The 24098-nt window shown below is 44.4% G+C and carries 30 protein-coding genes and 1 pseudogene; 19 read left to right on the forward strand and 12 right to left on the reverse strand.

All coding sequences use genetic code 11. The features are described from left to right. Positions 1–497 precede the first annotated feature (497 nt). The 4 genes from F6K64_RS35550 to F6K64_RS35565 form a co-directional block, all read right to left on the reverse strand. Positions 498–1277: an ABC transporter permease gene (locus F6K64_RS35550; protein ID WP_008188942.1), complete on the reverse strand. Its 780-nt coding sequence runs from the start codon at positions 1275–1277 to the stop codon at positions 498–500. A 212-nt stretch (positions 1278–1489) separates the two neighbouring features. Continuing rightward, the gene (locus tag F6K64_RS35555) at positions 1490–2458 is read right to left on the reverse strand and encodes an ABC transporter ATP-binding protein (RefSeq protein ID WP_044495031.1); all 969 of its coding nucleotides are present in this window, start codon (positions 2456–2458) and stop codon (positions 1490–1492) included. Positions 2459–2481: 23 nt separating this feature from the next. Next, the gene (locus tag F6K64_RS35560; RefSeq protein WP_287263794.1) at positions 2482–2760 is read right to left on the reverse strand and encodes a pentapeptide repeat-containing protein; all 279 of its coding nucleotides are present in this window, start codon (positions 2758–2760) and stop codon (positions 2482–2484) included. Between the two features lie 423 nt (positions 2761–3183). Beyond that, positions 3184–3318 (reverse strand): proprotein convertase P-domain-containing protein, encoded by a 135-nt coding sequence (locus F6K64_RS35565; RefSeq protein ID WP_008188949.1) that lies wholly within the window; start codon positions 3316–3318, stop codon positions 3184–3186. Positions 3319–3516: 198 nt separating this feature from the next. Here F6K64_RS35565 and F6K64_RS35570 point away from each other — a divergent pair, with 198 nt between their 5' ends. The 4 genes from F6K64_RS35570 to grxD all read left to right on the forward strand — a co-directional run bounded on the left by F6K64_RS35570 (position 3517) and on the right by grxD (position 5081). Beyond that, positions 3517–4128: a tetratricopeptide repeat protein gene (locus F6K64_RS35570; protein ID WP_044495021.1), complete on the forward strand. Its 612-nt coding sequence runs from the start codon at positions 3517–3519 to the stop codon at positions 4126–4128. 32 nt (positions 4129–4160) lie between these two features. Next, positions 4161–4304 (forward strand): hypothetical protein, encoded by a 144-nt coding sequence (locus F6K64_RS35575; protein WP_008188952.1) that lies wholly within the window; start codon positions 4161–4163, stop codon positions 4302–4304. Positions 4305–4394: 90 nt separating this feature from the next. Continuing rightward, on the forward strand, positions 4395–4649 hold the full coding sequence (locus tag F6K64_RS35580) for a BolA family protein (RefSeq protein WP_008188957.1): 255 nt from the start codon (positions 4395–4397) through the stop codon (positions 4647–4649). A 108-nt stretch (positions 4650–4757) separates the two neighbouring features. Further along, the gene (gene grxD / locus F6K64_RS35585; protein ID WP_008188959.1) at positions 4758–5081 is read left to right on the forward strand and encodes a Grx4 family monothiol glutaredoxin; all 324 of its coding nucleotides are present in this window, start codon (positions 4758–4760) and stop codon (positions 5079–5081) included. Positions 5082–5200: 119 nt separating this feature from the next. Here grxD and F6K64_RS35590 read toward each other — a convergent pair whose 3' ends face one another. After that, a complete protein-coding gene (locus F6K64_RS35590; protein WP_081431891.1) occupies positions 5201–5461 on the reverse strand; it encodes a DUF4351 domain-containing protein in 261 nt (86 codons plus the stop codon). Between the two features lie 37 nt (positions 5462–5498). Beyond that, positions 5499–6438: pseudogene (locus F6K64_RS35595) on the reverse strand (Rpn family recombination-promoting nuclease/putative transposase). A 233-nt stretch (positions 6439–6671) separates the two neighbouring features. Here F6K64_RS35595 and F6K64_RS35600 point away from each other — a divergent pair. From F6K64_RS35600 to F6K64_RS35650, 12 genes are all read left to right on the forward strand, one after another. Beyond that, the gene (locus F6K64_RS35600; RefSeq protein WP_165691808.1) at positions 6672–6815 is read left to right on the forward strand and encodes a hypothetical protein; all 144 of its coding nucleotides are present in this window, start codon (positions 6672–6674) and stop codon (positions 6813–6815) included. A gap of 4 nt (positions 6816–6819) precedes the next feature. Next, on the forward strand, positions 6820–8079 hold the full coding sequence (locus F6K64_RS35605) for a tetratricopeptide repeat protein (protein ID WP_008188962.1): 1260 nt from the start codon (positions 6820–6822) through the stop codon (positions 8077–8079). A gap of 40 nt (positions 8080–8119) precedes the next feature. After that, the gene (locus tag F6K64_RS35610) at positions 8120–8617 is read left to right on the forward strand and encodes a hypothetical protein (RefSeq protein WP_229414737.1); all 498 of its coding nucleotides are present in this window, start codon (positions 8120–8122) and stop codon (positions 8615–8617) included. Positions 8618–9288: 671 nt separating this feature from the next. Continuing rightward, the gene (locus F6K64_RS38620) at positions 9289–10077 is read left to right on the forward strand and encodes a reverse transcriptase N-terminal domain-containing protein (protein WP_008188965.1); all 789 of its coding nucleotides are present in this window, start codon (positions 9289–9291) and stop codon (positions 10075–10077) included. Then, on the forward strand, positions 10034–10975 hold the full coding sequence (locus tag F6K64_RS38625; RefSeq protein ID WP_008188966.1) for a group II intron reverse transcriptase: 942 nt from the start codon (positions 10034–10036) through the stop codon (positions 10973–10975). Before F6K64_RS38620 ends, F6K64_RS38625 begins: the two co-directional genes overlap by 44 nt. 163 nt (positions 10976–11138) lie before the next feature. Further along, on the forward strand, positions 11139–11651 hold the full coding sequence (locus tag F6K64_RS35620; RefSeq protein ID WP_008188968.1) for a tetratricopeptide repeat protein: 513 nt from the start codon (positions 11139–11141) through the stop codon (positions 11649–11651). Between the two features lie 153 nt (positions 11652–11804). Beyond that, complete coding sequence (locus tag F6K64_RS35625) at positions 11805–12440, forward strand: PD-(D/E)XK nuclease family protein (RefSeq protein WP_008188971.1); 636 nt, start codon at positions 11805–11807, stop codon at positions 12438–12440. A gap of 12 nt (positions 12441–12452) precedes the next feature. Beyond that, entirely contained in the window at positions 12453–12683 is a 231-nt protein-coding gene (locus tag F6K64_RS35630; protein ID WP_075873635.1) for a hypothetical protein, read from the forward strand. Further along, positions 12661–12783: a hypothetical protein gene (locus tag F6K64_RS35635; RefSeq protein WP_008188975.1), complete on the forward strand. Its 123-nt coding sequence runs from the start codon at positions 12661–12663 to the stop codon at positions 12781–12783. Before F6K64_RS35630 ends, F6K64_RS35635 begins: the two co-directional genes overlap by 23 nt. Before the next feature lie 436 nt (positions 12784–13219). Further along, complete coding sequence (locus F6K64_RS35640) at positions 13220–13906, forward strand: CHAT domain-containing protein (protein ID WP_008188977.1); 687 nt, start codon at positions 13220–13222, stop codon at positions 13904–13906. A gap of 4 nt (positions 13907–13910) precedes the next feature. Continuing rightward, positions 13911–14399: an IS607 family transposase gene (locus F6K64_RS35645; protein WP_008188980.1), complete on the forward strand. Its 489-nt coding sequence runs from the start codon at positions 13911–13913 to the stop codon at positions 14397–14399. A 56-nt stretch (positions 14400–14455) separates the two neighbouring features. Further along, positions 14456–15694, forward strand: coding sequence for an RNA-guided endonuclease InsQ/TnpB family protein (locus tag F6K64_RS35650; protein ID WP_044495023.1), 1239 nt, complete (start codon positions 14456–14458; stop codon positions 15692–15694). A 58-nt stretch (positions 15695–15752) separates the two neighbouring features. Here F6K64_RS35650 and F6K64_RS35655 read toward each other — a convergent pair whose 3' ends face one another. Beyond that, complete coding sequence (locus F6K64_RS35655; RefSeq protein WP_131827126.1) at positions 15753–15983, reverse strand: hypothetical protein; 231 nt, start codon at positions 15981–15983, stop codon at positions 15753–15755. Between F6K64_RS35655 and F6K64_RS35660 the strand changes: the two genes are divergently transcribed. Beyond that, a complete protein-coding gene (locus tag F6K64_RS35660; RefSeq protein ID WP_287252636.1) occupies positions 15982–16134 on the forward strand; it encodes a hypothetical protein in 153 nt (50 codons plus the stop codon). The genes F6K64_RS35655 and F6K64_RS35660 overlap by 2 nt on opposite strands. On the opposite strand, the gene F6K64_RS35665 is transcribed toward F6K64_RS35660, so the two are convergent. From F6K64_RS35665 to F6K64_RS35675, 3 genes are all read right to left on the reverse strand, one after another. Then, on the reverse strand, positions 16131–16967 hold the full coding sequence (locus F6K64_RS35665; protein WP_008188986.1) for an Rpn family recombination-promoting nuclease/putative transposase: 837 nt from the start codon (positions 16965–16967) through the stop codon (positions 16131–16133). The two genes, F6K64_RS35660 and F6K64_RS35665, sit on opposite strands and share 4 nt — an antisense overlap. Positions 16968–17195: 228 nt before the next feature. Continuing rightward, on the reverse strand, positions 17196–18377 hold the full coding sequence (gene thiL / locus F6K64_RS35670) for a thiamine-phosphate kinase (RefSeq protein WP_008188988.1): 1182 nt from the start codon (positions 18375–18377) through the stop codon (positions 17196–17198). 227 nt (positions 18378–18604) lie between these two features. Beyond that, positions 18605–19756, reverse strand: coding sequence for a peptidylprolyl isomerase (locus tag F6K64_RS35675; protein WP_008188990.1), 1152 nt, complete (start codon positions 19754–19756; stop codon positions 18605–18607). A 592-nt stretch (positions 19757–20348) separates the two neighbouring features. Between F6K64_RS35675 and efp the strand changes: the two genes are divergently transcribed. Continuing rightward, positions 20349–20906 (forward strand): elongation factor P, encoded by a 558-nt coding sequence (efp, locus tag F6K64_RS35680; protein ID WP_008188994.1) that lies wholly within the window; start codon positions 20349–20351, stop codon positions 20904–20906. A gap of 152 nt (positions 20907–21058) precedes the next feature. Further along, positions 21059–21583, forward strand: a complete 525-nt coding sequence (gene accB, locus F6K64_RS35685) for an acetyl-CoA carboxylase biotin carboxyl carrier protein (RefSeq protein ID WP_008188996.1) — start codon at positions 21059–21061, stop codon at positions 21581–21583. A gap of 185 nt (positions 21584–21768) precedes the next feature. Here accB and F6K64_RS35690 read toward each other — a convergent pair whose 3' ends face one another. Together F6K64_RS35690 and F6K64_RS35695 are read right to left on the reverse strand one after the other, a co-directional pair. Further along, complete coding sequence (locus tag F6K64_RS35690) at positions 21769–22401, reverse strand: GerMN domain-containing protein (protein ID WP_008188998.1); 633 nt, start codon at positions 22399–22401, stop codon at positions 21769–21771. A gap of 132 nt (positions 22402–22533) precedes the next feature. After that, the gene (locus tag F6K64_RS35695) at positions 22534–23310 is read right to left on the reverse strand and encodes an LmeA family phospholipid-binding protein (protein WP_008189000.1); all 777 of its coding nucleotides are present in this window, start codon (positions 23308–23310) and stop codon (positions 22534–22536) included. Positions 23311–24098: the final 788 nt, after the last annotated feature.

Consider the following 24098-nt stretch of genomic DNA (forward strand, 5'->3'; position numbering starts at 1 on the left):
CTATCAGCTATCAGCTATCAGCTATCAGCTATCAGCTATCAGCTATCAGCTATCAGCTATCAGCTATCAGCTATCAGCTATCAGCTATCAGCTATCAGCTATCAGCTATCAGCTATCAGCTATCAGCGATTAGCGCTATGGGCACGCTACTTTACGAACAGCTTTTGAATACAATAAGCTGACCACTAACGGCTGACCACTAACGGCTGACCACTGACGGCTGACGGCTGAATGCTTACCTATTTCCGATTAGCGCAAGCTTAAACCCGGGAGCTATAGATAATGTACAAATATTCATAGGTGACATGCTCCCCCTCAGACCTATTACCCATTACCTATTACCCATTACCTATTACCGATTACCCAAATAAGCGTACAAATGTTCTGCATAAGTGACATGCTCCCATCTCCCCATCTCCCCATCTCCCCACCTCCCCACACCTCCCACACTTCCCACACTTCCCTCTCTTTTCCTACTCCCTACTCCCTTTGACTAATCAACGGAATAGAATCGGATAAATCTGACGCCAAGCTAGCCTAGAAAACACAGCAGTACATACCAACAACCAGATTAATTCTAAAAACCAGAACTCTGGTAACCCTAAAGGCCAACGTAACAAATCAACTATCGATGATAGGGGTAAAATAGCAACAACATAACCCAGTCCAGTGGGTAATGTATCCCTAGGAAAATAAGTACCACAGAGAGTAAACATTGGTATCATAAACAAGAAAATTGGCACATTAATCTGATCAACAGTACGCACCGTTCCGGCTGTAAATAGCCCAATAGCACTAAACAGCATACTCCCCAAAATAATTACAGGAAAAGATACCAGCAATTGCCAGCCAGAGTAAAGTCCCCAGATCACCGCTACTAACCCTGTGATGGTACCAGCTAGAGCTCCCTTTGTAGTTGCCCATAGCCAATCTCCAATAAATACTTCCATGAAAGTCAACGGTGCTGTCAGCAGTGCATGCCAAGTTTTTTGAAAACTCAAGCGAAAAAAACTCCCAAATGCTCCCTCAAAGAATGACTGAAATAGTACCCCAAGTCCGATCATTCCAGGAGCTATAAAGTTCAAGTAAGATGTGGGTTGACCATAGTAAGAAACATCTCCCACTAGGGGAGTTAAACCATAGCCAAAGGCAATCAGATAGATTATAGGTTCAGAAATTGGGAGTAAACTATTGACTAGCCAAGTTTTTTGATACACTTTGGCATGACGATGCCAGACCGAGTAGATACCCCAAAATGTTACAGAAATTCCTTTCATTTTTATTTTAAGATTTTACAAAATTACTAATTAATTATTAACAGAACTTACCCATTGCCCCCTAAATCCCCCAATTCTGGGGGACTTTGACATCATTCCCCCCTAAAATTATGCCCAACTAAACTTCGTAAGTCCTAACTAATTACAAATATCCCAATATAAGATATTACAATTAGTAAACCGGATGTTGATAGTAAACCTGTCTAACTTAATCAATCCAATGATGTTCCGGTCAGTCGTAAAAATACATCTTCTAAGTTGGTGCGGCGGCGGGTTAGACTAACAGATGGAATCGTATTTAGGTCCTGCCAGAGAGGTTGGGGATTGTCCATAGGTAATGCAATCAGATAGTTACTGCCAAAGGTGCGATACCAAGTTCCGTACTGAGTCGCTAATTGTTGCAGGATATCTGGCGAGATTCCCTCAATCTCCACTAGCTCTTTACCAACAGTGCGCTCAATCAGGTCATCGGGGGTACCTTCGTCAATCACCTTACCCTGCTGAAGTAAGATTAAGCGATCGCATAACCGTTGTGCTTCATCCATATAGTGAGTAGTCAACAACACCCCACACCCCTGATGTTTCAGGTGAATCACCAGCTTCCAAAAATCCTGCCGTGCATCCGGGTCAAGTCCTGTAGTAGGCTCATCTAAAAACACGACTTGGGGATGATTAATCAAGGCTCGTGCCAATACCAAACGCCGCTTCAAGCCACCAGATAGCTCATCAATCCGCCGCTGAGCATAATCCTGTAGCCCCACGAGCTCCAGTAACTCCCCTGCTCGTGTCCGAGCTGACTTACCGGTGATCCGGTAGTGGTGGGCAAAGACAACCAAATTCTCAAATACGGTGAAGTCCGGGTCAAGATTATCCTCTTGAGTAACAATCCCCATGGAAAAACGAACCTGTCGCCCTTGAGAATGTACCTGATATTGACCCAACTGTACAAAGCCACGACTAGGCACAACTGCGCCGTAGAGCATTCCCACCGTAGTCGTTTTACCCGCACCATTCGGTCCAAGTAAACCCAAAACTTCCCCAGGATTTAGGGTAAAACTAACTCCACTAACGACAGTGCGATGCTCCTTTGGAGCCGCTACGCGAACGCCATAAGATTTCCACAAATCGTAAGCCGTCAGTGCTACTCGTTCCGTATCGATTTCAGATGTTGTAAGATGCATAGCTAAGACCACAGATGGGTGGCTCAATTTTGAAGGTTAGCGGGTTGAAGGTTAGCGGGTTGAAGGTTAGCGGGTTGAAGGTTAGCGGGTTGAAGGTTAGCGGGTTGAAGGTTAGCGGGTTGAAGGTTAGCGGGTTGAAGGTTAGCGGGTTGAAGGTTAGCGGGTTGAAGGTTGGCTGGTTGGAGGTTAGCTGGTTGAAGGTTAGCTGGTTGAAGGTTGGCTGGTTGAAGATTAGCTGCTTGAAGGTTAGCTGAGTGAAATACCCAAGGATAATCGGTAATGGGTAATGGCTCACGGACCACTGACCCAAGGTTAATTGAGTCTTACTTAAATAAATTCATGACTTGGGTAAATTCATTAGCTTCGCAAAGCCAAAGGAAAAACTTTGCTTTCACTTGTACTACAAAAGTAGTATAACGAGACGTTTTAATGCTGTCAAAATTAATCAAGACACCAAAGATGGATGAAGGGATAGAAATCAGGCATTAAAGCCAGAAAAACAGGTACTTATCAAGTCTTATCTCTATTTATCGTTAATTTCAAAGGTAACCAGTTAACCTGTAAGCATTCAGCGATCAGCGATCAGCGATCAGCGATCAGCGATCAGCGATCAGCGATCAGCTAGCTAACCTTGGCCAAAAGGCCACGCGTTCGCGTTCAACCTTGGCCTTTGGCCACGCGTTCGCGTTCAACCCCCTAACCTTAAACCCACTAACCTTAACCCTTCAACCAACTCCCAAAATCAACTCCCAACTATTCAACCTTCCCGTATCCATCGCTACATCATCCACCACCTGTAATTGCCATACTCCCGATGCTGGTTTATTCAAAACCGACTTCAAACCAGGAGTAGTTTCCACGGAATAGGTTTGTTTTAATAGGCATCGGGGATGAATAGGGAACCTTTTAGGACTATTTTCAGTCTGAACCTTAGATCCAACAACTCTGGTACCTGCTTTACCTTTCCAAGAAGCCCTTAATCGTTTGTGGTAATGGTACTATACCAATAGTTTGGATTTACTCTATTATTTTAGGTAACCAATTCCCAAAGCTATAGTATGGTTTATTCTGGCACTCTTAATCCGGTCAGGCTCGCCTGTTTCGTTGCTCTTCCCGTGATGGCAGCTTTGGTAGTACTGCCACCAGCACAGGCGCAAGGTGCTGATATCCAAGTAGAATCAGACATCACTGACCCCAACAATACCGGGCCGTTGACTCAAGAAGACAGCCTATTGAGTATGCCGGGGGGAGAGCGGATGATGCAAGAGGCGACGAACGCTATTGATTCAGGGAACTATAGCGTAGCGGCCAAAAAACTCCAAGAGGCACGTCAGATATTCAACCAGTTGTCTAACTTTTACCAACAGCTGGCTTCCAGTTTTTCCGGCATTGACAACCGAGTCTACGAGTCTCAACGGCAAAAAGCCCTGGAAACTGCTGAAAAGCGAGATGAAGCTACCTATCGGCTAGCCCTAGTCCATCGAGCCAATGACCAGCCAGAATTAGCTGTGCCCTTGTTAATTCAAATTATTCGGTCTCAAAATCCAACCAGGGAATTGGGAAAAAAATCCTACCAACAGCTGTTTGAGCTAGGATTCGTCGATTCTCCCTTTCCTAGAAATGGCAATAGCCAGCCCACCTCGTCCGCTGGTTCTAATAAAGGCAGTTAAATTGTAAGCTATCAGCTATCAGCTATCAGCCAATGGCCTTGGCCGTTGGCCACGCTACGCGAATGGCCACGCTGGGCGAACAGCTTATGGGCACGCTACTTGAGGTGCTTTTGAATAAAACAAGAGGTAAGCATTGGTTTGATCTGAGTTACGGAAAGCTGACCGCTGACCGCTGACCGCACCTTAAGTAGCGTGCGCGTAGCGCATATGCTTACGTTAAATTTTAGTGTATTTTAGAAATTCCAATAGAAACTGGAATAAAAAAAATGGATCCGATTAGTACACAGCAAGTTGAAGAAAAGATTAAAGAATCGATACCGGATGCTCAGGTAAAAGTAGAAGATTTAGGGGGTGGTAACCATCTCCAAGCCACTGTTGTCTCCTCCGAGTTTGAAGGTAAATCCTTGGTGAAACAACATCAGCTGGTTTATGGAGCCCTAAGCGAAGAGTTGGCAACGGAGGCCATTCACGCCCTAGCTCTAAAAACCTATACCCCCGAAGCTTGGGCTGGCAAGCAGTAAACTGGCCTAAGTCATAATTGGAAGAGTCTAGGATTTCGCGCCCGCTAGACTAATATAATATCGACTATCGAAATAACTATCTAGATATCCCAGGAGTTTAAGACAACGATGACACCAGAACTGAAAGAGAGAATAGAAAAATTAACACAAGAGCACAAAATTTTGGTATTCATGAAGGGCAGCAAACTAATGCCCCAGTGTGGCTTTTCTAATAACGTTGTCCAAATTCTGAATAGCCTAGGAATTAAGTACGAAACCGTAGACGTACTAGAAGATTACGAGATTCGCCAGGGAATCAAAGAATATTCCAACTGGCCAACTATTCCTCAAGTGTACATTAAGGGAGAGTTTATCGGTGGCTCCGATGTGATGATTGAAATGTATCAAAATGGTGAATTGCAGCAGACCGTGGAAGTCGCCCTGGCATCCTAATCCTTGACAGCAGCAAAGTATTGACAGAACTGAAGAACCGCAAAAAGCGATCGGATTAGGAAATGCGATCGCTTTTTTTTAGGACTTAAATACTGAAACGAAAAATCAAGATTTCAGCCCTAAGGCTGCTGATCCAACCAAACCGCTAAATCCGTTGCTGTCTCAAAATCCAACAAGGCTTCACTCAATTCCTCCAATCGAGTAATGGATAATCCCTCAATCCGCTGTTGGAGCCCAGGGTCAATTAAACCTAACCTCAGGGTTAGCTGACGCATCACAATTAATACCGCTTCCTGCTGCTTTCCTCGCTGGAGTCCCTGCTGGAGTCCCTTTTGGACTCCTTTTTGGATAATATCTTGATAGGTGACTGATTCTTCCATAACTTCCTCTGACAAGGTGAACACTAACAGTTCAATCTCAGCCGTGATCCAACCAAACCGCTAAATCGGTTGCTGTCTCAAAATCCAACAAGGCTTCACTCAATTCCTCCAATCGAGTAATGGATAATTCCTCAATCTTCTTTTGGAGCCCAGGGTCAATTAAACCTAACCTCAGGGTTAGCTGACGCATCACAATTAATACCGCTTCCTGCTGCTTTCCTCGGTCGAGTCCCTGCTGGAGTCCCTGCTGGAGTCCCTGCTGGAGTCCCTGCTGGAGTCCCTTTTGGACTCCTTTTTGGATAATATCTTGATAGGTGACTGATTCTTCCATAACTTCCTCCCTCAACAATCGACGCACTAAATCTTTGTCAAACCGCAAACCAGCCAGCACATCTACACAGGCCGCTAGGTTTCCCCGTAATGGTTTTTCTTCAATGTCTTGATGCAGTCGCTCATGGGGGAAACCCCCAAGACCGCGCTGCATCGCTTCTATCGACTTCAGCAACCACTTGCTCCAACAATAGATTAGGCCGATTACTCCTGGCTAAAGTGGCCAAGGGTAACAAAGCCCGATTGGCTAACAGTGGTAATGGGTCTTGCTCCCACAGGCGAATTATTCGATAACGGTGCCAGGTATTAGTATCCCTAAACTCGTTATTGAATACCATCTGTGAGGTCGTAGACTTGAGAAAAATCACCACCTGTTCAATGGGACATCGGTATTTACGGTGTAGTCTGACCCAATAGTCCAACATCCGAAATGGTAATGGTGGCTCAGATTGGGGTAAGGTTTGAAATTCTAGGTGCAGAATTTGGTTAGTACTTTGGAGTACACTCAGAGCATCAGCTTGAATTGGTTCAGCACTTAATTCGGTTTTAAGTACCTGAATATCATCAGGTTCCTCACCCAATAGCCACTGAAAAAACTCTGATGGATATTCTTCTGCTAGGTATTTGCAGATATGATCGTAGGCCAAGGCAAATTGTTCAAAGTTAACACTATCTCAGACAGCGATGCAGCGCGGTCTTGGGGGTTTCCCCCATGAGCGACTGCATCAAGACAGTGTAGTGAATCTGAGCTAAAAAATTGATCGCACCTGGATCTTGTTTATTTATTCAAGTTATGATACCGGAGTATTTCTGATTGACAGAATACCTTTAGATAAGATCTAAATCAGAAGGGTGCATCTCATTAAAGGTGTTTGACCTGGTGCCTGGAACAGGCATCTTGGTGGAACAGGCATCTTGCCTGTTTCCAGATCCACTGCTCCCTGTTCCCAGATCCGCTGTTCCCTACTCCCTATTCCCTACTCCCTACTCCCTACTCCCTACTCCCTATTCCCTTTGCTATTAGCTGAATGAGCATCCTAGAGTTAGAGTCTACTCTCAATCGTTATGAAGCTGCCCTGACCGCCCTTGAAAAAACTGACAATAATCCATCTCCTGAAGCCATTCTTCGTGTCCTGATTGCTCGCAATATTGTTCAGGAAAAATTTGCTGATATTGCCCACATTTCTAAAGATAAACTGATTAAACTGATTGAGTTAGATAGCAGATTGAAAAAGCAGGCTGGTTTGATTACTCAGACTGTGCAATTAACTAATTGGCGGACTAGCTTTCATCCCCCACAAGACTACTGGTGGTGGTTTCTACAAGCACCTACTCATCGCTTAGACCGTTTCGACTGGCTGTGGAATGCACTGACAGTTACTTCTTTAACGGCATCGGTGAGTCTAGTGGTAGATATTTCCTCCCGTTTTTTAAGTACTAGTCCGGGTTTTATAGGTTCTTTTGCGGTGATTTCCCAGAGTGCATTGACCTTGTTGACAGCTGGGGGGGTTTTAACCAAAGCTGGTCGTACAGGTGTTGAAGAAATTCTATCGGGATTAGGGATTAAAAAATATCTTTGGCAAGAAGTAAAATTGGGACTATCGGTGGTACTTTTAGTTTCGTTAATTGGCTTTCGAGGATCTTTGCCCTTGATTTCGGACTGCTTTAATAAATGGGGTTTCGACAAATATGATAATAAAGGAGACTGGTCAAGTGCTCAGTCTAATTATGAACGAGCATTGAGTCTCAATCCAGATAATGCCGAAGCGCACTACAATTTGGGTCGTCTTTATGAAGATTTACAGGAGTTGGATAAGGCGCGAACTCAGTATAGGTTAGCGGTAGAGGGGGGTTTAGATGCTGCTTATAATGAATTGGTGCGGTTGTATATTCAAGATAAAAACTATTCCCAAGCGGTATCTTTACTTTTGAAGGGGTTAGATACTGTGCCAGAAGCAGAAACGGGAACTCAATATGCATTATTGAAAAACTTAGGCTGGGCTAGGTTGAAGCAAGAACGCTATGCCGAAGCCGAAACCTACCTCAGAGATGCTATTGAACTAGACAAAACCTTTACGCGAACTCCGGCAGCGGCTCACTGTTTATTAGCGCAAGTCATTGAAAACAAACCAGAAAAAGATCCAGACAATGCCTTGGCAGAATGGAAAATTTGTTTACGCTATACTGATATCCGTAACCCTGATGAAGATATCTGGGTTGGGATGGCTCGTGAACGTATAGATGCTCAAGTAGGTGTTAAAGATAAGACTAGTGAATCGACTAAGTAAGCTGATTTGCTCTGCCCCGATCTTGACCATAGTTATGATTATGTTGGGAAGCCTGGTGAGTAAGCCAGTACTGGCAGGGCATTGGATTTTTAAAACCACGGGTAGAGTTGAGCTAGAACGGGAGGGATGGTCACGTTTCCATCCAGTGCCTAACTATACCACGATAAATCCAGGGGATCTGCTGAGACCACCATCGGGGGTTAGGGTTAAACTATTTTGTGATCATGGTAAAACTCACTCTGTACCTGCTGGGGTAACAACAGGCATTAATGGCATATGTCCACCACCGCGAATTAAAAGCTCCAGGAGAATTGTCAGAGCACGTCCGGTAAGCTCCTCTATTCCCTACATTATCAGCCCACGGGCAACTCGTTTACTGACTGACAAGCCCACTCTAAGCTGGCATGATGCCACCGATGCTAGCAGTTTCATGGTAACAGTGAGAGGGCGAGGCTTGAATTGGACTGAGGAATTTAGTCGAGAGCAGGTTTGTCAACAGGGTATTTGTCAGGTTGTTTATCCAGGTGCGACTCGTTAGCTATAAACCTTACCCTATAAGGGTTTGGAGGATTAGCTGCTTGGTTCAACAAACCATGACAACTTGATAATCATGATGGTGAAAAACCATCCCGGAGACAAAACCTTAGAATAGTGCAGCCTTAGTACAAAACCTTACTCCTATGATGCCTAACCTGCTGACCATAAAGGCTGCACTATTGTTTCGGTAACTTCTGACCCTCGCGAAATCCGAGTGACAGCCCTACCCTGATTTATAGAAATAGCAAACCTATAAATTGATGCAAGGGTCGAACGAGCGAAACATCCTTTAACCTGATCGATGTCAACTTAGGCAACGAACTCATGGGTACGCACAGGAAAGTACATCCGAATCATCGTCAGCAACACGTAGCGAAAATAAGGTTGACACGCTACAGACAAATAGTCAATGGAGTAAGGACTATAAGATTCTGGGTTCTTATAAGATTTCCCACAACTCCCGGTGAACAGTACTGCCCTAAAAGTTCAAAATATGATTATCAGGAACGAGGTAATTCTCACATGTACTCTCGAAAAGGTCGAACATTTCGAGTAGGTAGCTAGCCGCAAGTCATGTGAGGACAAGATTGAGTCAGAAGCAAATGCCTAGGGTAATACCTAGGATACGCAGACAGACTCACGTTATAGGAAAAGATATGGTCGTAAGTAGTAATGAATAAGTCTAAAACTCGGGGGTTCGCTCCACAGTCAGAATGGAACAAAGTTAACTGGCAAAAGCTAGAAAAGACTTTGTGGAAGTTACAAAAACGAATATATCAAGCCTCTCAACGTGGAGACGTCCGCGTGGTACGAAAACTACAAAAAATCCTGATGAAGTCCTGGACAGCCAAAATGATTGCGGTCCGAAGGGTTACCCAAGAGAACAAAGGCAAAAAGACTGCTGGAATAGACGGGAAGAAAGCTCTAACAAGTAAGCAACGACTCGCCTTAGTAGACAGCCTAATAATCTCAAAAAGGGCACAACCAACCAGAAGGGTATGGATACCCAAACCTGGACGGAAGGAAAAACGCCCATTAGGAATACCGACCATATACGACCGCGCATTACAGGCAGCGGCCATTCAGGCTCTTGAACCTGAATGGGAAGCCAAATTTGAACCTAACTCATATGGATTCAGACCAGGACGCTCATGTCATGATGCCATCGGAGCAATATATGTAAGCATTAACAAAAAACCTAAATGGGTATTAGATGCTGACATTGCCAAATGCTTCGACAAAATTAACCACGAAGCACTTCTAACTAAATTAAATACTTATCCATCCATGAGACGTCTAATAAAGTCCTGGTTAAAAGCCGGTGTGATGGATAACGGGATATTCTCACCTACAAATGAGGGTACTCCTCAAGGTGGAGTCATCTCTCCACTAAAGCGCGAACATAGCCCTCCACGGAATGGAAAAAGCCATATGGGATTACGCCAACTCTGTAAAAGGTAAAAAAACCCACTACAAAAAGGGATTAGCCTTAATCAGATATGCTGACGATTTCGTCATCCTACATAAAGACCAGAAAGTGGTAGAAGAATGTCAGGAAGTGATTAACAACTGGCTACATAACATGGGTTTGGAATTAAAGCCTAGTAAAACTCAAATGACCCATACCCTTGACGGATTCAACTTCCTCGGATCTAACATACGTCAATACAAAGCAGGTAAAAACCACTCAAAACAAGGCTTTAAAACCATCATCAAACCATCTAAGGAAAAAGTCCAAGAGCATTACGGGCAGCTCTCAAATGCCATTAGGAAACATAGAGCTGCCCCTCAGGAAGCATTAATACGCCACCTTAAACCTATTATACGTGGATGGTGTAACTACTACAGAGGGGTCTGTAGTAAAGAAACCTTCAACGACTTAGGGAACATGCTATGGAATAAACTCCAAAGATGGGGATACAGGAGACATCCAAAGAAATCGAAATCCTGGGTAAACAAGAAATATTGGGGAACCATCGGAGATGATAACTGGGTGTTCATGACTAAAGAGGGTATTAGCCTCCCAAAACATGCTAAAACAGAAATTGTCAGGCATAAAAAAGTCCAGGACACCAGAAGCCCTTACGATGGAGACCTAATCTATTGGAGCACCAGAATGAGAGAACATCCTGAGATGACCACTCAGAAGGGAAAGCTTTTAGAACGGCAAGAAGGGAAATGTACTCATTGTGGACTTACCTTTAAAGATGGAGATTTGTTGGAAAAACATCACATAATACCACGTGCCTTAGGTGGAAGTAATCTAAACAAAAATTTAGAATTATTACACCTCCACTGTCACGATGCCAAACACGGAAACAAAATCAACTCACATGAGATAGATGAAAATCCGTTTTAGAGGTACCAATGACAATGGTTCCTATGATGAGGAGCCGTATGATGGGAAACTATCACGTACGGTTCTGTTGGCGTAGCCTTCCCGAAGGGTAGACGAGTCGGTGAGGCGACTCACCGGCTTAGTTTAATGAAGTAAGCCACTAAAACCTGGAGTTAGTTATAAGTTGGTCGTCGAGACTGATAGAAATCGTGCCTCTACAGAAGATAGCACTGGAGGACTAGGATTTACGCGGATTAAGTCAGATCAAGCTAGAGAAATTCAGGTTATTGCTCGGCGGATTCAGGAACAGAATCTACCAAAGGAGTTCAAGCCCTTAGCTCTAGCTGAACTCTATGCTGACTACGATTTAACGGCTGAGGCCATTGAAATCCTGGAAGGACAAGAAAACGATCAAAAAATAGCACCGATTTATCGCTTACTGGGTGATTTGTATAAACGGATAGGACTAGTTGTGGAAGCTAAGGGTCCTTATTCAAAGGCAGTAGAACTGACCACAGCAACTGAGCATTGGGAAGAACTAGCAGCAGCCAAAGCTGGATTAGGGGAGGTTCAGTATGCTCGTGGGAATCGGCAAGAAGGAGTGAGTTTGTTAGAACAAGCGAAGGCAATCTATGAACAGTTTGGGGACCGAAAACGGGTAGGGGAATTAGAAAAGCAACTGTCAGAGTTAAAGTAAGATTTGAGATTCCCTAGGGATTAACACTGGCTATACCAATCCTAAATGAATTGTGATATGTTTTGCGGCCATATTACCTACTCCCTACTCCCTGCTCCGAAGCTCCCTAAAACCCAGATATTTTTACCTCACTCGTTCTGAGAATTGCTAGATATGATTCAAACTATACCAGCCAGAGAAATTACTCTATACGAATTAGAAACAAAATTTGGGATTCACTTAGTTGAGGATAACGAATTTTTTCGAGAGTGGCAAGATGATTTGCCAGAAATTACTGCTACGGAAAAAGAAAGATTAGACCGAGTCAAGGTTAGTTATACAAATTTAACGAAATATCCTCCTCTGTTAGAAAACACCGTCAAAATGGTTGTGCTCTCTCCCTTGTTAGATTTAGCAGGGTTATACTTGCCTCCTTTTCACATCAAGTCAGAGAAGTCTGTAGAAATTGCCGAAGAAGACCGGGGAGTTATCGTCAGAGGAAATATCGATGTATTGGTGTTATGGGAGCAGTTTTTGGTAGTGGTTATTGAATCCAAGAAAGTGGCCTTTTCTTTGGAAGTGGGTAAACCCCAACTCCTGGCTTATATGCTGTCAAATCCCTATCCTGAAAAACCGGTTTATGGACTGATTACGAATGGCAGTAGCTTCAGGTTTATCAAATTAGTTAAAGGCGAAATAACTCAGTACGCTGTCTCTAAATTGTTTGATATTTTCAATCCAGGAAATGAGCTGTATAGCGTTCTAAGGGTACTGAAGGGTTTGGGTCAATTGGCAATTAACCAGGAATAATGGTGATTTGTGATGAGGGATAGGAGTTTACCGCCAATAGTTCTACATTACCTGGGAGTTCGTCTGTTGATGGTAACCCTGGTTCCTGCTATCTTCTCTGCTACTGTAACTGTGCCACTGATGGCTCAATCGAGCTGGGCACAGACTCAAAACTCCCAGGAAGAAGCCACCCCCTCAGACTTACTTCAGGCTAAAGCTGACCAACTGTTTGAGCAAGGAATTGAACAATACCAGTCAATATAAAGCTGCCCTCCAGTCCTGGCAAGAAGCCCTAGGCATTTATCGCGAACTGGAAGACCGCCACGGGGAAGCCAACTCCCTCAACAATCTCGGGCTTGCTTAGGATAGCCTAGGGCAATACCGCAAAGCGATTGAGTTTCATCAGCAGTCTTTATCCGATACTTTTTAGCTACCAAAACCTACCAAAGGCAAATTCTGGCTCGCCAATGCAAGATGCAATAGCATCCAGGGGGTATCTCCGCGCTTCTCTGACGGAATATCCCGCGAGCGCCATAAAAATGTCAAAAAAGTCTAACACCGGGATAGAGAGCGCAACTACTAAACCCTTGGTTTTCGGCTTTAATTTAAGTTACATAATAATCCCTGTCGGTGTTAACCTAATTTAAGTTTAACAAATAATAAGAGTTTTTGGTAGAGTCTGCGATATTTTCTCTAGCTGTTTACTAACTCTCCGCAACCGTCCCAAAAACCAGTGGGATCACGAAACGATTGCCGAAACCGAAAACAACCGAACTGCTCTGCGAAAAGACTACCAGGACTTGCTGGTTCAATTAAAAGTCCAAAACCCTGAAATCGCTAGCTTAAAAACTGTAGAAGTTGCCTCCCTCCCTGAAATCCAAGGCTTGCTGGATAGCGATACTACCCTAGTCGAGTACTTTGTCACGGATGAACGCACCCTAGCCTTCATTATCACCCGCAACAGCTTCCACACTGTCCCCCTCAATGTCACTCGCCAACAACTGACCGAAGAACTGACACTTTTCCAAGACTTTGCTGACTTAGATCAACCCCATCCCCTAGAACTTAAAAACCTGCACGACTGGCTAATTGTACCCCTCCAGCCCCATCTCAACACCACCACTATCACCATTGTTCCCCACGGTATCCTGCACTATCTTCCCTTTGCTGCCCTCACTGACGGCAAGGAGTACCTCAGTGACAACTACGCCCTATTGTCCCTGCCCAGTGCTAGCATCCTGCGCTACTTACCCGACAAGGGCAAATCAACCACAGGCAGTCTTCTCGCCCTGGGAGATCCCACCATTCCTGGACTTTCCCCCTTAAATCATGCTCAAAAAGAAGTAGAGACCATTGCCAAGCTCTTCCAGACCAAAGCCCTGGTGGGGAAAGCGGCTACCGAAACCGCTCTCCGCTCTAGGGCTTGTAACAGTTTCCGAAAATATTCATATACCTCCCACAATCTCCCAGAATGTGTGTTAGATTAAAAACATGGCACTCATTCCACTCCGTAAGGCGGTCGAACTTACGGGACTCTCCAAAAATACACTAAGAAAGTACGCGGACGATGGAACGATTAGATGCGAGAAAACGCCAGGCGGAACAAGATTGTTTGACGTCGAAAGCCTGCTCACTTTCGGGAACAGTTCGTCAAGCTCTCGATCAGATCATTTTACAATTTGCTACTGTCGAGTCAGTTCCACTAAACAAAAAGACGACCTCGCCAGACAAATCGCCTACATGCACTCCCTTTTCCCGCAAGCCGAAATCATTAAAGACATCGGCTCAGGACTCAACTACAAAAGGAAAGGGCTTCGATCCATATTGGAACGAGTTGTGCGTGGAGATCAGCTCACGATTGTTGTTGCCTGTAGAGACAGACTTACACGATTTGGGTTTGAACTCATTGAGTACTTGGTTAGAAGTTACCGTAAGAGTAGTGCAGCCTTTATAGTTGGTAAATTATGCAGCATAGGGTAAAGGTTTTGTAGTAAGGCTGCACTACTCTAAGGTTTCATCTCCGGTCGGCATCAACGGTGGATAAATCTTGGTTCTCGACCAGCCTGAAAGTTGTCCAGAATCAGAACTTACCGCAGATATTCTCTCCATCATTCACGTCTTCTATTGCCGTGTCCACGGACTCAGAAAGTACGGGTCAAAAATCAAAAAAGATCCGGATATTCCTCAATGCTGAACAGCGATATACTGTTCGTAAGTGGTTTGGAGTTTCCCGTTATGTTTTCAACAAAACCGTCAAGATTCTTGAAGATGGTGAGACTAAAGCTAACTGGAAAGCCATCAAGACCGACATTCTGAATAGCTTACCAGAGTGGTGTAAGGCAGTACCTTATCAAATCAAATCTATAGCGATAAAGGATGCTTGCACCGCTGTAAGGGAGGCCAAGAAAAAGTATAAAAAGACTGGACAAATAAATCGAGTGCGATTTAGATCTCGTAAAAATCCTGTTCAGTCTTGCTACATCCCTAAGTCGGCTGTATCTAGCAAAGGGATTTACCATACAAAACTGGGTGAATTGACCTTTACTGAAACACTTCCAGATGATATTGGAGATTGTCGATTAACTAGCACCAATGGGGATTACTACCTGACAGTCCCTCACAAGACTACTCAAGTAAAATCCGAGAACCAAGGTAGAGTAGTAGCTTTAGACCCTGGTGTTAGAACATTTTTGACACTTTTTAGTGAGAATTCTGTAGGAAAAATTGGTTGTGGAGATTTTTCTCGAATTCAACGACTTTGCTCTCACCTCGATGGCCTCTTATCAAGAATAAGCAAGGCAAAAGGGAAGCAAAAACGTCGAATGATAAAAGCTGCCAGGCGAATAATCATTAGAATTCAGAATCTGATTAACGAACTACATCATAAGGCTGCCCGTTTTTTAGTTGACAACTTTGACGTTATACTACTTCCTACTTTTGAGACATCTGAAATGACAAAAAAAGGAAACAGGAAGATCAGGTCTAAAACTGTTCGGAATTTGCTTTCTTTTGCTCATTATCGCTTCAAAGAGTTCCTCAAACACAAAGCTGGAGAAACAGGGAAAACAGTAGTAGACGTCTGTGAAGCCTATACCAGTAAAACTGTTAGCTGGACAGGTGAGTTAATAAATATCGGTGGTAGCAAGAAAATTAAATCAAAAATTGATGGCCGATCGATGGATCGCGACATCAATGGCGCACGTGGGATATTCCTACGTGCCTTGGTAGATACACCCTGGCTGAGAAATCAGCTTGCATTGGCGAGCCAGGATTGACTTTTTGGGAGATTCTGGTAGCTAAAAAGTATCGGCATTACAGCAAGCTCAGAAAGACTTACGGGAAAAATATCCCCATCCTTATTATTGGGCAGCATTTTCTTTGACAGGGGATGCTGGGAAAAGGGAGTAGGGAGTCGGGAGTAGGGATATTGAGATACACCGAATTTTTGGCGTTGCTTAATAATGGAATGATTTTAAGAGTTTTCTGGAATGGGCATGTTGGTAGAACTGGCATGTTGGTAGAACTGGCATCTTGGTAGAACTGGCATGTTGGTAGAACTGGCATGTTGGTAGAACTGGCATCTTGCCAGTTTCATGCTTATTTTCGAGCGGGCAGGATGCCCACATATTTTCGAGCGGGCAGGATGCCCACTCTACTCCTATTCAGCGCCAAGACATTAGCAACGCCGAATTTTTTCCTATTCCCTATTCCCTAGTGCTCCAACCAAAGCGCTAAATCCGTTGCTGTCTCAAAATCCAACAAGGCTTCACTCAATTCCTCCAATCGAGTAATCGATAATCCCTCAATCTGCTGTTGGAGCCCAGGGTCAAGTAAACCTAACTTCAGGGTTAGCAAACGCATCACAATTAATAGGACTCCCTCCTGCTTGCCGCGCTGGATTCCCTTTTGGACTCCCTTTTGGATAATATCTTGATAGGTGACTGATTCTTCCATAACTTCCTCCCTCAAAAATCGACGGATTAAATCTTTATCAAACCGCAAACCAGCCAGTACATCCACACAGGCCGCTAGGGTTCGGAGTTGACCTTGTTCTTCAATTCTATCGACTTCAGCAACGACTTGCTCCAACAATAGATTAGGCCGATTACTCCTGGCTAAAGTGGCCAAGGGTAACAAAGCCCGATTGGCCAATAGTGGTAATGGGTCTTGCTCCCACAGACGAATTATCCGATAACGATGCCAGGTGTTAGTATCTCTAAACTCGTTAGTAAATACCATCTGTGAGGTCGTAGACTTTAGAAAAATTACCACCTGCTCAATCGGACATCGGTACTTGCGATGTAATCTGACCCAATAGTCCAACATCCGAAATGGTAATGGTGGCTCGGATTGGGGTAAGGTTTGAAATTCTAGGTGCAGAATTTGGTTTGTACTTTGGAGTAAAGTCAGAGCATCAGCTTGAATTGGTTCACTACTCAATTCGCTTTTAAGTACCTGAATATCTCTAGGTTCTTCACCCAATAGCCAGTGAAAAAACTCCGATGGGTATTCTTCTGCTAGGTATTTGCAGATATTATCGTAAGCCAAGGCAAATTGTTCAAAGTTAATACTATCTCAGACAGCGATGCAGCGCGGTCTTGGGGGTTTCCCCCATGAGCGACTGCATCAAGACAGTGTAGTGAATCTGAACCAGAAAATTGATCGCACCTGGATCTTGTTTATTGAGTCAAGTTATGATACCTGACCAAGTCTGATTGAGATCAGATACATAAGGAATAATAGTAAATCCGGTTAATCACTTCTAAGGGAAAAATTTCAAAAATGCTGAAATCCCTTATTTAAACTCAGCAATTGATCAGCATAAGTACCAGTCTTATCTTTCAACCAGACCTCATTACCACTAGTAATCTTGCCAATTACTGCTGCTCCCTCCCCCAGTTGTGCCACTAATTCCTCAGCAGCTTCAGTGGGCAAACATAGCACTAATTCAAAATCTTCACCACCATACAACGCCCAATCCAAAGCTTGCTCTGGAGACACCAATTTACTGAAGCTTGGAGGTAGGGTAATTCGGTTAGGATCAATCTCTGCACCAACACCACTGGCACCACAAATTTGTACAATAGCATCTGCTAAACCATCGCTACTATCCATACCCGCAATGGATAGTTGGAGGGTTGAAGGTTGAAGGGTTGAAGGTTGAAGGGTTGAAGGTTGAAGGTTTGAAGGTTGAAGGTTTGAAGGTTGAAGGGTTGAAGGTTGAAAGTTATCAGATTGAAAGTTATCAGGTTGAAAGTTATCAGGTTGAAAGTTCCAACTTTCAACCTTCAACCTGTTAACCTGTAACGTGAGTAAAGATACAACATCAAGTCTGGGTTGGGGACGCTGGTGAGCTTTAATCAAAGATAGTCGTTCCTCTGGACTTAAGTGTTTGCCGAAATCTGGGTTGAGGAGTAATTCTAGTCCAGCCCGGGAAGCACCATGAACACCTGTCACCACAATGGCATGTCCCACCTTAGCACCTGTTCTGCGGATAGCTTGGTCGGGGTAGACTTGACCAAAGGCAGTGATAGCAATAGTAATAACCGGCGAGCGACAGATATCTCCTCCGACTATTGGTGTATTGTACTGGTTTAAACACTGAGTCATGCCTTGGTAAAGTCTCTCAACCCAGCTAACCGCTACATCCCCTGTCAGGCTTAAGCCTACCGTAATGCCTAGGGGGGATGCTCCCATCGCAGCTAAATCAGACAAATTAGCAGCAGCAGCACGCCAACCAGCATCTTCTGGACTAGTAGTGCATTGGCTTACCCCACCGTAGCGATCGCTAAAATGCACCCCATTCACTAAAACATCTGTAGTAATCACCAAGGATTGACCAGACTCTGGAGGGGGAATTACCGCTCCATCATCCCCGACAACCCCTGGTGGACAGAAAGGCTGTAACCGTTCTAGAAGACCTTGTTCTCCGATATCTTTTATTAATTCAAGGGTCACGAGACAACGATCAATGATTGATACTTCTGACTGGCATAAACGGAGCTAAAGGTAATTAATCAAGCTTATCCCTGGCTTCGCCGCAGCCGCTTAGGAGCTGACCGCTTATAGCACTAAGCATTAAGGTGTTTGACATTTATAAAAGCAGCAAAAGCTATTATATTCAGCTATTGCTAGCATGCCTCTTGCCTCTTGCCTTGGGCGTAGCGCTATAACCGATAGGATAGCTATGCCTGCGGCTCAACTAAATTCTCAATCCCATCAATAACTCTCATCGACTCAATTACATCCCCTCGTTTGAGCTGTCTGAGTAACTCTTTGTTTTCTACAACATAGCCAAAGACAGAATAGCGCCCATCCATAAAGTTGATACCAGCTGGGGTAAGTTCTGGTTGAAACAGGAAGAAGAAAAACTGAGAAGAGCCACCATTGGGATCCTCTGCAGGACGTGCCATTGCTAGGGTACCAAAAGCAGAGAAAGGTAGCACAGGTTGCTCACGATAACGACCAATTTCTTCCAGGGTAAACTCATAAACCGGTTCCGAGTCCCCTTTCAGCATGATTTCTATGGGAATCCCTCGGTATTCACCAGTTTCTGGGTCAATAAAGCCTGTCGCTTTTCCTGGAGGGTCTCCTGCTTGCAGGATATAGTTATCTTCAGCACGGTTGAAGGTTAGACCATCATAGAAACCCCGCTGTACCAAATCCACAAAGTTACCGGCGGTGACTGGAGCATTGTAACCATCTACCACCATTCTCAAGGAACCTTCCTCTGTGGTCATTTCCACGGTAGCGCGACCCTTAAGTTGAGGTAAGTTACTATACTCTGGGGGTACCTCAAAGGGAAACTCCTCTACCATCAATTGTTCCAGTTCCCCTACTTGATCCAAGAGTATCCCGCGCTCAATCAAGACTCTTTCCTTGTCTTTAGCCTCCACAGCTTCTCGAATCTTAGCAATTTCGGCTTGGATCTGGGCAATTAGGGCTTCGCCTTGGGGTTTTCTGGCATCTGGAATGTCCGCTAGCAATTTCTGATCACTACTAGTTAAAACCACAGCAGCTTTAGTAATATCGCTGGTGATAGGACTCCAGCGTTTTCCCCGCATTTGTTGAGAAATATCCTCCAAACTGGCTTGTATTTTCCGCACTGGCTGATTATCTATCGGTAGGGCATAGCGCAACAAAGCTCTACCATCAGTAATGGCATTACCCCCTGGTAATCGACTTTCACGAGCAGGTTCTTGATTACCAAAGTTAAACTTAAAGTTCCACCAAGCTCCACTCAGACCTAGGGAAAGGGACATTAACAGCAGCCCCAAGAGGGTAGTCTTGGTCAAGGGTTTCCACCAATCTGGCAAAGAAATCTTTAAAAGTTTCATAAACAATAATTACCCCAAGCATTACACCAGTGGGGTCAAGGCTGATCCACAACGTATCAAAACTTCATCTCATATCTTCCCATGTCAAGGAAGTTTATGATACCGTTTCTCAATTAGCGTGGGTCTTTCAGCAGCGTTGCTTAATAATGGAATGATTTTAATAGTAGGTGCGCGCCTCCTAGGGCGCGAGGGATTGCTCGCGCCCTTGGGTCGCACCTGTGGAATGGGCATCAGGCGTGGAACTGGCATCTTGCCAGTTTCATGCTTATTTTCGGGCGGGCAGGATGCCCACTCTACTGCTATTCAGCGCGAAGATTCAGCAACGCCCTTTCAGCTGGGGCCCGCGCCCATCACACCAATAAACCACTGAGCTAGCCAGGTGATCACCCTCTCCCCCTGTCCCTATCCCTCCATCGATTTCACTAGCTTTGAGGTGATTGGCCAACAGTATCGTTTAGTTTAAGTTTGGCAAGTCCCTTGCCGCACCACTTTGGGACAAATCTTTAGGTTAACCTCCAAAGTGCAACTTTCAACCTTCAACCTCTCAAGGGTAAAATAAGATGCCGATTGTTCTGCCCGAGTTAGCAGGTTAATGATTTCTAGTAACGACTTTCGCACCGGTGTCTCCATTGAGTTAGATGGATCCGTATGGCGGGTAGTGGAATTTCTCCACGTCAAGCCTGGAAAAGGTTCCGCCTTTGTTCGCACCAAACTAAAAAATGTCCAGACAGGGAATGTTGTAGAGAAAACCTTTCGGGCTGGGGAAACAGTACCCCAGGCAAACCTCGAAAAACGTCCCATGCAGCATACCTACAAAGATGGCGAAGAATTTGTCTTCATGGATATGGAAAGCTTCGAGGAAACTCGTCTGAGTGAAGCACAGATTGGCGATCGCTCCAAGTATCTCACTGAAGAAATGGAAGTGAACATCCTCACCTGGAACGACCAGATTCTAGAAGTAGAACTGCCCAATTCTGTAGTGTTGGAAGTAGTCGATACCGATCCTGGTGTTAAAGGTGATACCGCTACTGGTGGTACCAAACCAGCCATTGTTTCAACAGGAGCTCAGGTGATGGTTCCTCTATTCATTTCCATAGGAGAGCGCATTAAAATCGATACCCGTAATGATTCTTACCAAGGTCGCGAGTAAATTGTTTTGATGCCCTGATTTGATGCTCTTAATAGATCATGAGATCATGGCAATCAAGATAATGGACTCAGCTGACTACTAAGGCAAAATAATGCCAAAAAATCTTAACCCTTAGCCTTTAGCCCCAAGACCCTAACCTTTTTTTAAAAATTGTGGCATTAGACATCAATCAACTTCGTGATCTGTTAGCTGCTATTGCTGAAACTGATATTACAGAACTGACCCTCAAGAGTGATGATTTTGAACTCACAGTGCGTAAAGGGGTCAGTATCACCCCTACCAGTGATTCTGGTGGAGCTAGCACTACTTATCAAGCCCCTACAGGCTCCGTAGCGGTTCCCATCGGCTCCACTCCCACTACTTCCACCCCAGTACTAGAGGTAGCCCCAACACCAGAACCAACCCCACCAGTACCTCCACCAGGGGTAGATCAAAAGTGGGAGGAAATTAAGTCACCCATGGTCGGGACATTTTACCGCTCTCCTGCTCCTGATGAAGACCCCTTTGTGGAGGTGGGGGAACGCATTAGTGCTGGTCAAACTGTTTGTATTATTGAAGCTATGAAGCTGATGAATGAAATTGAAGCAGAAGTGACTGGACAAGTAATGGAAATTTTGGTGACAAATGGAGAACCAATAGAATATGGTCAAGCACTAATGCGGATTAAACCTGACTAAGCATTACTCCTTAGATAGGTTTCACAGATGTCAAGCTAATAATAGCTGCTAGAAGCGAAAATAGGTTTGCTGGGCATGGGAATTAGAGGTCTGCCAACGTATATTTATTTGCCGCAGCGTCGGTTGAAAAATTTTCATCCAACGCTAGTGAGCAACTGCTCAAAGCAGTCTAAGCTGGGAAACCTCTAGAGTGGGAAGTTTTGATTGACATCTTGGCGAGTCAGTGGTTGATCAAGCATTAAGCCTTCTCCACCTAAAACCTCTAGTTGTTTCCCATCTACCTCAATCCATACTTGAGTATTGGGGTCTAGACTGCTTGCTGTATAAACAATTTGCGCCAGACGACCGCTCATGGAGCTACTGCCCCCACCAACGGTAAATTCCTGGGACAAGTCTACATGAACACCATCATTTTTGAGAGAAACACCCCGTAGTTTTGTACCTTGGGGAATAGTGGTCGTAAATGTGCCATTGGTCGGCCCAGCCAATAAACTGTTGAATGCGCTCTCTAAGATCTCACCTTTGTTAAGGGTCTTATTATTTAAGGGAATTGAACTGGGACTTAAAACAATTTGGTTATCAACATCATTGAGCCAATAAACCTGAATTTTTTCCTTAGTTGAGGGTTTTTCAGTTGTGGGTTGTATAGTCTGAGATGACTTGGGTGTAGATGACTTGGGTGTAGTTGTTGTCACAGACGAAGATTGCTGTGAACGCCATGCCCACCAGCTACCTCCACCTGCTGCTGCTAAGACTAGGATGGAAATACTGGCAATCACACCGAGAGGAATACCACGATCGTCTTGTTGGTCATGCATAATAACTGATTAATCAAAAGGTTGATTTACTGTAATTTGATTTACTGTGATCAGATCTGACTAGTGGCACGAAACCAAATTGAATTTTTGATATTTCATCCTTCATCTTTGATATTTCATACTTAACACGCTTTATTCCTTGATCCGGACAAATGCTGCTAATTCTAATTCACTAGGACTTAACTGGAATTGTAAGATACGGGCTGTGATGCCTTCATCTTCGATATTGCTCAGATTTAAGCGCTGGCTAAGACTACCAACAAATAACTTGATTATCTGAGGAGGGAGTGGGTTCCCATCAACCGACAACTTGGGTTCAATTAGCTGTATGCTTTTCCCGGTCAGGATGCCCACACCGGAGTTTAATATAATCTCTAGGGGTTGATTATCTCCTTGCTGCAATGTCACTTGTAAATAAATACGGTTGTTATCTAGGAAGTTGACTTGTGAGTTCAGTAGTTTATAACGCCTACTGCCACGACTGATCACAGCATTGATCAAATCGTTTAATACTTCTATAACTTCCGGCGACTCTAGAGCTTGGTTAATATCTGACTCGGTTAAAACTAGACGCACTCCAGCTTGTAGCGGTTGCCTCAGAGAGTTCGCTAGTGAGTCTTTACCACCTTTACGGACCTTCTCTATATCAAGGTCAATCGGATCAGTTTCTAATTCCAAGACACCAATCCGGATATCTGGCGTCAGCCATAATCCCTTACCAGCAATTAAAACCTGGTCTACTTTGCCTGGCAAAATTTGGTAATTGGGAGTGTTGTTAACTCGGACTTGCAATTGCTCGACCTGGGAAAGCTGGGAGCGGATATTGCTTTCGATCACCTTGTCGAGGATGAAACCCACCCCAGAAACGACAGTGATTAAGCCTGATAGGAATATGGTCAAAAATTCCATGGAAAAAAAAAGGCACAACGTTAAGAGTGAGGTCAGGCAAGGTAAGTATTCAGCTATCAGCTAATGCGCTACTTGAGGTGCTACTTGAGGTGCTATCAGCTAATGCGCTACTTGAGGTGCTACTTGAGGTGCTTTTTAATAAAAGAGGTAAGCATTCGAATAATGCTGAGTTAAGTCTGCTGACGGCACCTCAAGTAGCGTGAGCTAAAAGCTGACGGCTGACGGCTGACGGCTGAATGCTTACGAGGCAACGAGGGCAGTTAAGGGAGATAGGGCAGATGTAAGTAGTAGAGCAAAATTCAAGTTAACTGTTAAGACTTGGGAACAATAAACTTCAGATCAGGCAATAGAAGGGGATTCAATGCCTTCACAGGTCTTACACACCTATTACACAGGTCTTAACACAGTTAACTTGATCAGGACTTACGCACCAAGACCCTTAAACCCTGGTTTCTGGTAATACATCAAAGGTTTAAATCGGTGTAATTACCGTCAATAACCAGGTGGCTGGGGTAAGTCCTGTTTATTTCTATCCAGGTACTTACCAGAAAATTCCCTCTTAATCTTATCCCAAAACCCAGTTGAACAACCCTGTGCTAAGAGCAGGGGATGAACACTGGTTTTCCTTCTCACAATTCCAATTTCCATGGAAACACTATAACTTGACACTCCCCACGGTTAGAAACCGGGGGATTCTTCGTTCAGCGACCCAAGTTGCTGAGACAGGATTTCTCCAGTCCCAGTAGTGCTCAGGTCTCCCGAAGCGTTGGGATCTTTATCGATCCAAG

This window comes from Moorena sp. SIO3A2 (genome assembly GCF_010672265.1).
Taxonomy (GTDB): Bacteria; Cyanobacteriota; Cyanobacteriia; order Cyanobacteriales; family Coleofasciculaceae; genus Moorena; species Moorena producens.